At 44.2% G+C, this 13,189-nt stretch carries 10 protein-coding genes and 1 other RNA gene; 4 read left to right on the top strand and 7 right to left on the bottom strand.

Annotated elements, in window-relative coordinates; genetic code table 11:
• Nucleotides 1-15: 15 nt before the first annotated feature.
• Both AAEY80_RS09870 and AAEY80_RS09865 read left to right on the top strand, forming a co-directional pair.
• On the top strand, nucleotides 16-1,818 hold the full coding sequence (locus AAEY80_RS09870; RefSeq protein ID WP_025652827.1) for a sensor histidine kinase: 1,803 nt from the start codon (nucleotides 16-18) through the stop codon (nucleotides 1,816-1,818).
• A gap of 3 nt (nucleotides 1,819-1,821) precedes the next feature.
• Nucleotides 1,822-3,534 (top strand): sigma-54-dependent transcriptional regulator, encoded by a 1,713-nt coding sequence (locus tag AAEY80_RS09865; protein ID WP_025652826.1) that lies wholly within the window; start codon nucleotides 1,822-1,824, stop codon nucleotides 3,532-3,534.
• A 187-nt stretch (nucleotides 3,535-3,721) separates the two neighbouring features.
• Here AAEY80_RS09865 and AAEY80_RS09860 read toward each other — a convergent pair whose 3' ends face one another.
• Both AAEY80_RS09860 and gpmI read right to left on the bottom strand, forming a co-directional pair.
• Nucleotides 3,722-5,218, bottom strand: a complete 1,497-nt coding sequence (locus AAEY80_RS09860; protein ID WP_025652825.1) for a S41 family peptidase — start codon at nucleotides 5,216-5,218, stop codon at nucleotides 3,722-3,724.
• A gap of 259 nt (nucleotides 5,219-5,477) precedes the next feature.
• Entirely contained in the window at nucleotides 5,478-7,133 is a 1,656-nt protein-coding gene (gene gpmI, locus AAEY80_RS09855) for a 2,3-bisphosphoglycerate-independent phosphoglycerate mutase (RefSeq protein WP_025652824.1), read from the bottom strand.
• Between the two features lie 249 nt (nucleotides 7,134-7,382).
• Between gpmI and ssrS the strand changes: the two genes are divergently transcribed.
• Nucleotides 7,383-7,578, top strand: a non-coding RNA gene (gene ssrS, locus AAEY80_RS09850) — 6S RNA.
• A 140-nt stretch (nucleotides 7,579-7,718) separates the two neighbouring features.
• On the opposite strand, the gene AAEY80_RS09845 is transcribed toward ssrS, so the two are convergent.
• Complete coding sequence (locus AAEY80_RS09845) at nucleotides 7,719-8,342, bottom strand: FxsA family protein (RefSeq protein WP_025652823.1); 624 nt, start codon at nucleotides 8,340-8,342, stop codon at nucleotides 7,719-7,721.
• 153 nt (nucleotides 8,343-8,495) lie between these two features.
• On the opposite strand from AAEY80_RS09845, the gene ruvC reads away from it, so the two are divergent.
• Nucleotides 8,496-9,080 carry a crossover junction endodeoxyribonuclease RuvC gene (gene ruvC, locus AAEY80_RS09840; RefSeq protein ID WP_010199263.1) on the top strand — a complete coding sequence of 195 codons (585 nt, stop codon included), beginning with the start codon at nucleotides 8,496-8,498 and terminating at the stop codon, nucleotides 9,078-9,080.
• A 137-nt stretch (nucleotides 9,081-9,217) separates the two neighbouring features.
• On the opposite strand, the gene AAEY80_RS09835 is transcribed toward ruvC, so the two are convergent.
• From AAEY80_RS09835 to AAEY80_RS09820, 4 genes are all read right to left on the bottom strand, one after another.
• Nucleotides 9,218-10,162, bottom strand: coding sequence for a DUF4377 domain-containing protein (locus tag AAEY80_RS09835; RefSeq protein WP_173239850.1), 945 nt, complete (start codon nucleotides 10,160-10,162; stop codon nucleotides 9,218-9,220).
• Nucleotides 10,163-10,585: 423 nt separating this feature from the next.
• Nucleotides 10,586-11,248 carry a glutathione S-transferase family protein gene (locus AAEY80_RS09830; protein ID WP_201566860.1) on the bottom strand — a complete coding sequence of 221 codons (663 nt, stop codon included), beginning with the start codon at nucleotides 11,246-11,248 and terminating at the stop codon, nucleotides 10,586-10,588.
• A gap of 228 nt (nucleotides 11,249-11,476) precedes the next feature.
• A complete protein-coding gene (locus AAEY80_RS09825; RefSeq protein WP_025652820.1) occupies nucleotides 11,477-12,115 on the bottom strand; it encodes a peroxiredoxin in 639 nt (212 codons plus the stop codon).
• Between the two features lie 245 nt (nucleotides 12,116-12,360).
• Nucleotides 12,361-13,173 (bottom strand): phospholipase D family protein, encoded by an 813-nt coding sequence (locus AAEY80_RS09820; protein ID WP_350588256.1) that lies wholly within the window; start codon nucleotides 13,171-13,173, stop codon nucleotides 12,361-12,363.
• Nucleotides 13,174-13,189 lie beyond the last annotated feature (16 nt).

The following is a 13,189-nucleotide window of genomic DNA, read 5'->3' as shown; positions in this document are numbered from 1 at the left end:
TATTACGGCCAATTTATGAAATTTGCGCTCAGAGCCGTTTCTGTCATTACCCATTATCTTCAGCAAGATGAAACGCTGCCGCTACCGCAGTTACGTCGATTGGGACTGATCTATAGCAGTTATCGATTTATCGTTAGCCTGTTTTTTATGCTGATGGTGTATGTGACGGTCAAAGCTGATAATGGCTTATTACTGCCAAGTCTATTGCAGCAAACGGCGCTGAGTTTTTATGTCATTATTAGTCTGATTTTGCTTGGCTTATTTTATGTAGTCACCAAGCATTTACGGCGTCAGCTGGGTTTTGGACTGGTATTAGACGTCATTATTTTGAGCCTTTTGCTGTATACCAATGGCGCTCCTGATTTACAGCTCACCATGCTTTATATGGTCGTTGTTGCCGCCAGCTTCATGCTACTGCATGGCTCGCAAGCGCTCATCATTACCTTACTCGCCATTATTTTTGTTATTTACCAGCAGTTTTTTTATGCCATTGCCAATAGCATGAGCTTGGAAAATTTGGGCGATGCCTTGCTGATGTCAGCAAGCTTTTTGGCAGTAGGAATTTTGAGCTGGTCTATTTCCCAGCGCTTGGTACAAGTCGAACAAGTCGCCGCGCATCATGCCAAAGAGGTCGAACGACTGAATGTAATCAATCAAGAAGTCATCACCCAAATGGTCAATGGGGTCATAGTGATTGATAGACAGCAGATTGTATTGGCAAACCTAGCCGCCCATCAGCTACTCAGTATCCCCAATCCTCCGCTGGCGTCTCTGATTGATACGCCTAGTCATTTAAGTTATGAGCAAAACAACCTCGAAGCCGCCCTTCTTGCTGACTTTCAGCAGCAGCTCAGAGAACAGCATCTGCAACTTCTTGATGCTTGTTTATCGGTCGCTGAAGGGCAATCACGTAGCTTTGTTTATGAATTGCCTGCCGTCGCAAATGCCTCTGTCGTCGGCAAGCTACGCGTACAGATTATCCCGCTAAAAGATAACAGCAAGCTTATCCTGCTAGAAGACTTGCGCCGTGAGCAAGCCAGCGCTCAACAGTTAAAGCTTGCCTCGCTTGGGCAACTGACTGCCAGTATCGCTCATGAAATCAGAAACCCGCTCGCCGCTATTTCACAGGCCAGTCAGCTACTGATGGAAGATGTCGAAGAAGGTGAGAAGAAGGCCGCCGATCATAATAACAATACTATCAGCTCTACTCTTGAGCCCTTAGTAGCGCCGACAGCTGCTACCGACAGCGATATAACAGGCAATCACGAGCTTTATAAAATGATCTTTGCGCAAACCAAACGCGTCAACCGTATTATTGAAGACATCTTAAAACTGTCGCGCCAACAGACCGCTAATCAGCAATCGATTCTACTGGCTGAGTGGTTGCCGGTGTTTTTGGACAATTATTTTCGAGATCATGACGTGTTTTTGCGTGTCCATAGTCAATCCACTATCTCATTCGATACGCACCAGTTAGAACAAGTATTAATTAATTTAATCAACAACGGTCTACGTCACAGTAGCTACGCTCACCCTCATGCTTTTGTGGAAATCGAAATTTATTGTGCCGATAACGATGTTATAATCGATATTTTAGATGGTGGTATGGGCGTTAATGCCAGTGATTTACAGCATTTATTCAATCCGTTTTTCACTACTGACAAAGCCGGAACAGGTTTGGGATTGTATTTATCGCAGGCGTTCTGTGAAGCCAATCAGGCTCGTTTACTCTATATTCCTGAACTCCAAAAAACCTGCTTTCGCTTGATTGCCCCTGCTATCGATGTCGATAATGATGCCGATAATAAAATGAGATGAAGTATGACAGTAACCGCGCTAGTCGTTGATGATGAAGTGGATTTGTGCCGCTTGATGCAAATCACCTTAACCAAGATGGGGATCAAAAGCGATGTGGCTTATACCTTATCGCAGGCACGCGCCTACTGGCAGCAAAACAACTATGACTTTTGTTTGACCGATCTCAAATTACCGGATGGCTCAGGACTAGAGTTGGTCAAGGACATCAGCAATAACTCTAGTACACCAATAGCCGTGATTACTGCCCATGGTAGTATGGATTTGGCTATAGAAGCGTTGAAGTTAGGGGCTTTTGATTTCGTCAATAAACCGCTTGAGCTGCCACGCTTACGCCAGTTGGTCGAAAATGCGCTCAAGGTCATTCACCAAAATAACGAAGCAGAAACCACACCTGAATGCTCACCCGAGCAGCAAATGTTGGATAGCCGTTTGATCGGTGACTCTGCTGTCATGCACCCACTCAAAAACACTATTTTAAAATTGGCACGCTCACAAGCGCCAGTATTTTTATCGGGAGCTTCGGGCACAGGCAAAGAAGTGGTTGCCAAACTGATCCATGATTTAAGCCCACGTCGAGATGGCAGTTTTGTACCCGTAAACTGCGGTGCGATTCCTTCAGAGCTCATGGAGTCAGAGTTTTTTGGTCATAAAAAAGGCAGCTTTACCGGAGCCGTTGCTGATAAGCAAGGCCTGTTCCAACAAGCAAATGGTGGCACGTTATTTTTAGATGAAGTGGCAGATTTGCCCTTAGCAATGCAAGTCAAACTACTACGCGCCATCCAAGAAAAAACCGTGCGCGCCATCGGTGATACCAAAGAAGTACCCGTCGATATCCGTATCTTATCTGCGACCCATAAAGACTTGAACCAACTGGTACAAGATGGACTGTTTCGGCAAGACTTGTACTACCGTATCAATGTGATTGAACTAAAGCTGCCCACGCTTAATGCGCGCCGTGATGATATTCCCGTCTTAGCCAAGCATTTTTTGGCAATGATCGCAGAAGAATGGCAATTAGACACCCCGCCCTCATTGACAGCGGCCGCTTGCGAGCGCTTGCAGCACCATGATTTCGCTGGTAATGTCCGTGAGCTACGCAATTTACTTGAGCGCGCTGTGACATTGGCAGAAACCTGCACCATTGACGTCAGCCATTTGGGTCTAGCGGAACTTGATACTCATCAAGAGATTCATACTCAGCAAAGTCAAAATACCAATGCAGTTGATAATACAACGCCAACATCTAACCATAAATCAGCTGACCAGCCAACAATGACATCTGTCAGCAGTAAAGAAGAAGTCAGCCAAGCCTCAACAGCGCATAGTGCTGAGCAAACAAAGACCAATCTACATCCTTATCGCACCATTACTCAGCATTATCCCTCAACCATTCAGCGTTCGAGGGCTAATAACGCAGAACCTAATCGTAGTGTCGCCAATTCTACAGAGCAGCAATTAACGAGCAATCACGCGGCGCTTGATGAACAAGACAGTTTGCAAAATGGCTTAAAGGAAGTTAAAGACGGTTTTGAAGGTCAGTTACCTGCCAAAGGGCTAGAGCATTACCTGCAAGAACAAGAGAAAAATCTGATTATTACTGCTCTTAAGCAGACAGGCTGGAACAAGACGCAAGCCGCAGAACTGTTAGGAACGACGTTTCGCTCTTTACGCTATCGTATGAAAAAGCTCGATATTGATGAAGATCAGTCCGATTAACTTTTGCAGATAATAAGCAGCTTTGAGCGTAACGATATGATGGTCAACAAGTAATATCAAACGTCAAAAATACGATTGGCCGTGTCAAAATCGCTTAGCATGCAATGCATAGTACTTGCACCCTTTCCCTTTGCTGCTGTAATTTTTTTGAGTGGTATCAATTATATTTAGAGCTATCGTTAGCTACTTATTTTTTATTTGTCCGATCTTCGAGCGTATTATCCTCTACAGCTGAATTTCTCACAAAGCGAATACCCGACGCCAGTGCTTGTGCCCTGAGTAAATCCAGAGCCTGCTGCTCCCAAGTATTCTCATTGCCTAATAAAGCGACATCAGGCTCGACCCCGATACCGTCTATCTTATTGCCTGCCGCCGTCACATAATTGGCCACGGTTAGCTTAACAGCCTGCTCGTCATTCAAAGGTATCACCGACTGTACCGAACCTTTGCCATAGCTCACCTCACCAACAATAGTGGCGCGTTTTTGTGCTTGTAAGCTGCTTGCTAATACTTCTGCAGCGGAGGCAGAATAGCGGTTTTGTAACACCACTACGGGCAATGGCTTGAGTATCGCAGCGCCTTGTGTCGATAAAACCCGAGAATCATCTTGGCGACCTCTCACTTGTACCACATCGGTGTCCACCATAAATAAGCTGGCCACACTCACCGCAGAGGTTAGAACACCACCCGGATTATCACGCATGTCTAATAAAATGCCAGAGACCGGAGACTCTAGGCTAATGAGACCTTGCAGCAACTTTTCACGACTGTTGTTCTGAAAAGCAGGCAGTTTAATCACCGCCAGACCGTCTACAAAACGTGTCTCAATCACTTGCGGATGATTATTGTTACGCTGTAACGTCGTAGTATGCTTACGGCGACCCGCTTTAGACGTGACAATATCCACTTGTGTGCCTGCAATGCCGGTCAAAAGCTGCTCGACATCATTGCTTTGTCTGTCGTCATCCAGCTTAAACTCATCAACCTGATGCAAGTAATCACCGACTGCTATGCCTTTTTTATCTGCGGGTGAGTCATTAAGCACCTCGGTGACCACCCAATAGCCAGCCTTTGGTCGATACATCACTTTGATGCCGACGTCGCCGACATCCCCTTCGGTAAAAGCGCGCAGGTTTTCGTAGGCCTCAGCATCCAAAAATTCAGCGTGGCTGTCTAGTTTGGTCAACATACCACTCATCGCATTGTTAAATAACTCTTCGTCATTGACGGTATCCACATATTCACGGCGTACCAAATCTACGACCGCCACAAACGTCTTTAAAGTCTCAGGAGAGATGGCATTCAGTGACACTTGTTCCACTTCAGCGGGGATATCCGTGTTGATATCGTCTGCTTCATCAGTCAAAGCGCTTTCATCTGCAACGCTATCTATTGCATCATCAGACGCGTCAGCAGCATCTAACATATCGGCAATATCAGACAAATCATCTGCATCATTTTCTACCGATAACTCATCAGCATTGAGACTGATAAGCTGCAGACTGGCCGTCGGGCTGCTCTCGTCATCTATAGCAGCCTGTGCTTGCATGCCAGCGATATTCAACCCTATGAAACTGGCTATGAGTACGGGTTTCAAGACGGTCGACGTTATCAATGCGGTCATCATTGATGATTTTTTTAGTCGTTCAGACGCTGATGAGCGCTTAAGGCAGATAGAATGCATAAAAAACTCACCTAAATAAAAAGAAAATATGCAACGTTATTATATGGCAATTGATGAATAATATCTTGTAATGTAGCATTAAGAAGGCAGCGAAGATTAGAGCAAATAGATTAAAAATCTATCCTAAAAAAGGGAAGGATCGTAGATACCCTTCCCCTTTCCTTCCTTGCTCTTTATCCTTTTTCTTCATGCACTAACCGCTTCATCTGCCCTGATAACATCATAGTAGTTAACAGACGAAAAGCTCAGAAGGACTGAATCACGATACTGGAATCAATAGGTTTTCACCCGTCATTTCTTCTGGCGCAGTGATATTCATCAATGACAAGATGGTCGGTGCGATATCGCTAAGCTTACCGCCACTACGTACTTGTACTTTTTGCTCACCAATATAAATCAGAGGCACATGCTCGGTGGTATGTTGGGTATGCACCTGCCCACTTTCGTAGTCTTGCATTTGCTCAACATTGCCATGGTCAGCGGTAATGAGCATATCGCCGCCAGCTGCTCGTACTGCTGACTCAATACGGCCAACACAGACATCTAACGCCTCTACCGCTTGCACGGCTGCTTCAAAGATACCGGTATGCCCTACCATATCACCATTGGCATAATTGACAATCAATACATCATATTTGCCCGACTCAATTGCTGCTACCAACTTATCGGTCACTTCAGGAGCGCTCATTTCTGGCTGCAAGTCATAAGTGGCGACATCTGGCGACGGCACAAGAATACGTGTCTCGCCTTTATACTCTGCTTCGCGACCACCACTAAAGAAAAACGTCACGTGCGCGTATTTTTCAGTTTCGGCTATGCGCAGTTGCGTTTTACCTTGCTCTTGCAAATATTCACCCAGCGTATTGGTCAGAGAGGTTGGGTAATAAGCAATACTGGTCTTCGGGCTATCAGCTAAAATGTCTGAGTACTTGGTCAACATGACAAACGCCGCCAACTTTGGTTGCTTATGACGGGCAAAACCTGAAAACTCATGATCTGGCAGCACAAACGCTTGCGCTAGCTCACGGGCGCGGTCAGCACGGAAATTCATAAAGATAAGTGCATCATTATCATCGACAGTATAAGGCGTGTCGCCGCTCTCGATCACGGTAGTCGGATTGATAAACTCATCAGTTTCGCGGGCTTTGTAGGCAGCTTGGACAGCACCATCAGCACGGGTAGATAGACGATCAGCTTTACCTTCCGTAATAAGCTCATAGGCCTTCTGTACTCGATCCCAGCGATTGTCACGATCCATCGCATAGTAGCGACCGATGATACTGGCAATCTGTACGCGACCTTCATAATGGGCATTGAGCTTGTTCAAATACTCACGCAGACGATTGATATACTTATCAGCAGACTTAGGCGGCGTATCACGACCATCTAAAAAACAATGGACAAACACGTTTTTGGCACCGTGTACCAACGCCGAATGACACATTCCTTCGATATGGTCTTGATGCGAATGCACGCCACCATCAGACAGTAAGCCCATGATATGCACATTGCCGCCAAGCTCGTTCGCCGCTTTTACGGCATCGACCAAGGCTTCGTTTTTATAGAACTCGCGATTGGCAAGCTCACTTGAGATACGCGTTGAGTCTTGATATAGCACACGACCAGCACCTAGGTTCATATGTCCCACTTCAGAGTTACCAAACTGACCATCTGGCAAACCAACATCTTCACCTGACGCCGAAATCAATCCATGCGGATATTTCTGATAGATCTTATCTAGATTCGGCATATTAGCCGCAGCAATGGCGTTATCCTTGTCTTCTTCACGATGACCAAAGCCGTCCAATATCATTAAGACATGCGGTGTTTTTTTATGCTGTGCGCTTTCTTGCTTGCTATCAAGCTGCGCCTGATTGTCGTCAATAGATTCAGATTGTTGCTGGGTACTGGTCATAGATTACCGCTCCTCAAGTGAATGAACGCCTATACTGCTATATTAGGATGTCGAAAGTTGTCTATATTAGCATACATCTTGAAATTGCTGAAAAACTGCGCGTTTATCCTGCTGTTTCAACGCTTTCAAGCCTTTTCTTCTATTAGTTATTGTATAAAATACCGCTGCTATGATTGCTGCGCATTTCTAAAGAGACGTATAAATCTGTAAACCGCGCTTGCAATCAGCTATGCCATTGGTTAAGATAAATCTATTCTGAAGTGTTGGCTAGTAGATGTTTATTCCCTGAGCCGATAATGCTTTACCAGGATGTGGTACCTATTGCTTCATTGTGTATGCCTGCACCGCTTGCGGTGTATCAGGAAACCTGCAGAGGCAATGACGCATCCGCCCTGAACTTCACGGTTCATGGGTCACCATCTTACGGCGGCACTTCGGTTGTTATATTCGGTTAGTTGTCTCTCTATTTATATTCACTAGGTTTATTAATACCTATAAGTTTGTAAAAAGCTGATAACAACCACCAAAAAGCCCCTCTCGTCACTGACGTAAGGGGCTTTTTTATGTTCGATTTTTCACTAACTTTTATTCATCATTAGCAGATTTGGTAATCTTTTTGACATCTTTAGGTATATTTTTTGCCGTGCCGTCAACAGTTGTATGCTGCTTGAACACATCCCCAAACGGATTTTGTTGTTGTTGACCGAATGGGTTTTGACCATTAATACCGCCACCAGCGCCACCAAATGGATTTTGTCCACCCATACCACCTGCACCACCGAACGGGTTTTGACCGCCGCCCATCTGTTTGGCCATCATCTCCATCATTTTTTGTTGGTTGTTCATGACGTAATTATTAGCAAAGTCTTTGAGCTTCTTTTGCACCGGCGGTAGTACCACCAATAACGCGAGCAAATCACTAAGCACACCTGGAATAAGTAGCAAAATGCCAGCCGCTGCCATGGCCACACTTTTAAGCATGGTTGATTCTTGTGGACGCATCGCTGGGTTCATCATGCCGCCCGCTTTCATTTGCTGAGCCATCGGATTTAGCGCTGCCATACCTTTACGAATAAAGGTGATACCGATGACAGCGGCGATAATGAACCACATGAATACCCACCAACCGCTCATAAACTGAGCAATTAAATACCACAGTAGCATCTCGATAATAAACCAAACGATGGCAATACCAACTATCTGACCCATAAAGTGTCGTCCTATAAAATAAAAACCAATAAATTGAGCGCCATGCAAATTAAGATGGCTAACATATGATGTATATGGGGATTGATTGCTATACTATCAAACTTAAGGCCTATTTTTAAGCCATTAAACAAAATGAAAGCAAGACGGAAGACTATGGCAATTATTATCGGGATTGACCCAGGCTCACGTATGACGGGTTATGGTATCGTGCAACAAACGGGCGATAAGCTGACGTATATTGATGCGGGTACTATTCGTACGGATACCAAAGAGATGCCTGAACGCCTAAAGCGTATTTTTAATGGCTTGACGCGTATTACTCAGCATCATTTAAAATATGCAGAAGAGCCTATCTATACGGCAATTGAACAAGTATTCATGGCAGAAAACCCAGACTCTGCGCTGAAACTTGGGCAAGCAAGAGGCGCAGCCATCGCCGCGATGGTGGCACTGGATTTGGAAGTATCAGAGTATACCGCACGCCAGATTAAACAGGCGGTTTGCGGTTATGGTGCCGCAGCCAAAGAACAAGTACAGGAGATGGTCTGCCGCATACTGTCTTTAGATGTCGTGCCACAACAAGATGCCGCTGATGGTCTTGCCTGCGCCATTTGTCATGCGCACTCAAGCCATTCAATGAACAAATTGCTCCTAAATAGCGCCATGCGTGGACGCGGGGCCTCTAAGAAAAAAGGACGCTGGCGTTTAACCGAAGAAGACTTAGGTAACTTACGATAAGATAAGAAGCCAAAATATAATAAAATAAAGAAAATCTCCATAAAAAAACACGCGATCAAATGATGCGTGTTTTTGGTTTAAACCAATGCTGTTAATAGTTTTTGAAAACCAGCATCTAAATAAAGCTGTTGACCAACTTACTCTACCACAGAACTTTCAATCACCGCATCCAATACATAGGCGTACGCTTCGGTTGACTCATTATCAGGATTTTCGATGTCATTGACTTGATAGCGTTGTAGGCGTAGTACTTCTTCGTGCATGCCGTCGTGCTGGTAGCCATCAATATCACCGTTGAATGCCGTCCACTCACCTTCGCTGGTTTTCAGGCCTTGATCATCATAAGTGACAGGCTTGACTTGCAGGCACATACTCGAATCACCATCGCCACAAGCCACTTTTTCACTATTCACGGCCCAAAATACGGTCTTGCCTTTACCACTGTACTTTGCTTGTGCCGTAAGCCTACCCGTCCAAACCAAAGTCATCGAATCATTGGTCACTTGCGTCAATAGTGGAGGCTCACCTGCAGACACAGACAGCTCACTATTACCTTGCATCAACGTATTCAACAGATTTTCTGCACTATCAAGATCGCCACAAGACATCTTGGTACTCATACTGTCTTCGGTCGTCAGTGTCTGGGCTTGTAACTCGTAGCCAGCACTCATCGTATTGCAACCAACGCTATAACTTAAGGTGTTTTGACCTTGATGTTGATTGAATAATAGCGTCACCTGGTCGTTAATATTCATTAGTGGTGCTAATGCTTGAGCGCTCGCATCCTTGGCAGTCAAGAGTGTCCAACGATAGCGAGCGAGGTTGGCAATCATTTGTTGTTCTGGGCTAAGTTCGGCGACCTTAGACGCGTCTACTGTCTCGTCAATATCAGACTCATTAATATCAGCGCCATTCTCAATCTCCGCTGCACTACCGATGACCTCTGCACTTTGCGTAGTGTCTGACGCCTCATTTTCGGCAGGTGGCGCGTTCTTCTGACACGCTCCCAATGTCAGGATTACTGCCAATACACTGGGCAATAACAGTAATTTTGTGGTGGGTTGTGTCTTCATACCTACCATATTACATCCCTCTTACTAAGCTTATAGTCAATCTTATATAAATTGGATACGCTGTCCGCCTTGCTTAGCCTACTAGCTGTAGTACTTTGGCTCGCTTTCCTTGTCTCCAAACTATATATTGATCGACTATATCTAATATCTACTTTTACTGTATTAACTTATAAAGATTTTTATCTTTATTTATATCGATAAAACTAATAGCAGCAATCCGGTACAATTTAACTACTATAACCTCGATCCTATTGTCTTATGTAATGAAACGTTTCGTTTTATTAATTGTTTTTTAAGTCCGCCTTCTAAATGGACATAGTAAGTCCAAAAAAAATAGGGATAATCAACAGATTTTGTTAACCATCCCTATTTGGACGTTCAGTACACAGCACAAAATATTTAGGGCTTTAGCAGATAAGGATTAAATGTTCTCTATTCATTAGCTTCCGTAGGCTTCGCTTTTGCCATTTTTTTAATGCTAAAGCGCTCATGCATTCTCGCATAAAACTGCGCAAGGTTTTCGCCATGGGCAGTAGGATCTACTTTTAATGCTTTGCCAAAGTCCAAGCCTAGATATAGCACGATATCTGCAAAGCTCAGTTGATCCCCGATCAAATAGTCATGACCTTCTAGGCTGGTTTCAAAGTATGCCAAAGCTTTGACCGCACGAGCGATGGATGGTGCTACAAATTCAGGGACTTGCTCAACACGTTGTGCCTTTGATGGATGGCTGTGTTGAAAGGCCAACATCAAGTTATAAAGCACTTCAAACTCCGCAATACGGCGCATCGAACAGACTTGTGCACGCTGAACCACATCATTGCCCATCACTGAGCGCTCACCATAAACGCGGTCAAGGTATTCACAAACCGCCTGCGAATCATTGAGCACTGTGCCATCATCTAGGGTTAAAACTGGCACTGTCTGCATGGGATTTATCTTAGTAAAAGCCTCTGACATCTGTTCCTTGGCAGCAAAATCAATGTCGACCACATCGATATCATCCATATCATCGACATCGATACCTTTTGAGGCAAGTAATATAAGGGCTTTTCGAGGGTTGGGTGCAGTACGAGTTATATATAGTTTTTTCATGGTAAATTCCTTTTAAGTATTATTTCCGAAAAGAACGATAACGGTAAATTTTTATGACTATCGTTGTATCATCAAAGCGCAGAAGCTTGTTATTGCTCGCTTAGCACAGTGACTATTGGTTTTTATCATAGCAAAACCTTGTCGCTGCTTGTGATATGAATGGTAAAAAACCCCATAACAGTAAGTTATAGGGTTTTTATTTTTTAAGCAATTGCAAAAACGCTCACTTTATTTATTAGGTGCTGGCGTGGTGCGCAAATAAGGCTTAATTTCTGTATGACCTTTAGGATAATTGGCTGCGATGTCTTCATTCTTTACGCTTGGTGGAATGATAACATCATCGCCGTCCTTCCAATCGACCGGCGTAGCGACGTTATATTTATCAGACAACTGCATGGCGTCAATGACTCGTACAATCTCGTCAAAGTTACGGCCACAGCTGGCTGGATAGGTTAAGGTCAAGCGTACCTTTTTGTTAGGGTCGATGATAAAGACACTTCTAACCGTCGCTGTATTATCCGCATTGGGGTGAATCATGTCATAAAGATTGGCTACTGTGCGCTCAGAGTCTGCAATGATAGGAAAGTTGACAGCAGTTCCTTGAGTCTCTTCAATATCGCTAACCCAGCCTTTGTGATCTTCTAAGCCATCAACTGATAAAGCGATCGCCTTTACATTGCGCTTTTGAAACTCGCCGCCTAATGCCGCAGTACGACCAAGCTCAGTGGTACATACTGGTGTATAGTCTGCAGGATGCGAAAAGAAAACGACCCAGCTGTCGCCTGCCCAATCGTAAAAATTGATATCGCCTTCTGTGGTTGTGGCGTCAAAATTCGGTGCGCTGTCACCTAAACGTAAATGTGCCATGCTTAATTCCTTAACTATCGTTAGTGATGAGCGCTAGTATCTAAAAGCTAATATTAAAAGGTTAGCATCTAAAGAAGGTCATGCGCTCTATTATTATCATTGACGTGTAGCGCTATAAAAATAACGGAGTACCCGTCAGGAAATCCTATTTCATCTTAACAGACTGGTTATGAATGTCTTGTGACGGATTGTAATGCGCTTATGCCATTTAGGTCTAAACGCATAAGCTCCGATGAAACCTGCATCTATACCACCATCCCAGAGTCCCATAAACAAAACTCGCCAAATTTACCACGTTTGCTGGTACCACCAGCCGCACGGCCAGTATCCGTCAATACCAACTCGCCTTCTTGCTCTATTAGATAGCCTGCGGCAAGGAGCTTATCGTTTAACTCTTGCGTCTTAAAGCCCAATTCTTTCGCCAGCTTCGCCGTCGTCAGCTTAGAATAATTAGGCGTTGCCGCTTCTGTAGCGTTACTGGCAACTGAGTCTGTGCTTACCTTGCCAGCACTAGATAGCATACTGGACGTATTTCTCGACCCATTCTTAGAAGCTTTATTAACGCCATTATTAGAGCCGTTGTTAAGGGCGCTCTTGTTATCGCTATCATGTACTTTTTCAAGGGACATGCGCACTTCATCACTGATACGAATAATGCGCTGCGCTTCCTCATAAGTATCAGCATATAATTTGGCATCTTCATTACGATAAATAAGCACCCCCATCTCATTATTATTCACTTGGCTAAACTCATAGAGATTGAGGCTGGTAATGATGCATTCATTTTCATTAAGGTAGCATTTGGCATGCAAGTTTTTGCAAAAGCTAGTACGAATAAAGGTCAGGTTTTTTAGCCAATTAATCTCTTCTGGATGTAAATCATTTTTGCCATAGACAATACGGATATCGATTTTGAGACGATTACGGTCTTCTAACAGCTCTTTAATACGCTCATTTAACTTTAAGTAGGGGCTAATAATAATCAATCTGTCAGACGCATTTTTAATCAATTCTTCTAGATGATACGTCGTCCCGCTGCTATTTAAAAATTTTGCCATGATTGCACCCTCACAC

Source organism: Psychrobacter sp. 78a-MNA-CIBAN-0178 (assembly GCF_040309625.1).
GTDB lineage: Bacteria > Pseudomonadota > Gammaproteobacteria > Pseudomonadales > Moraxellaceae > Psychrobacter > Psychrobacter okhotskensis.
Note: the sequence above shows the minus strand (reverse complement) of the source record. Positions and strands in the feature narration are given on the sequence as shown.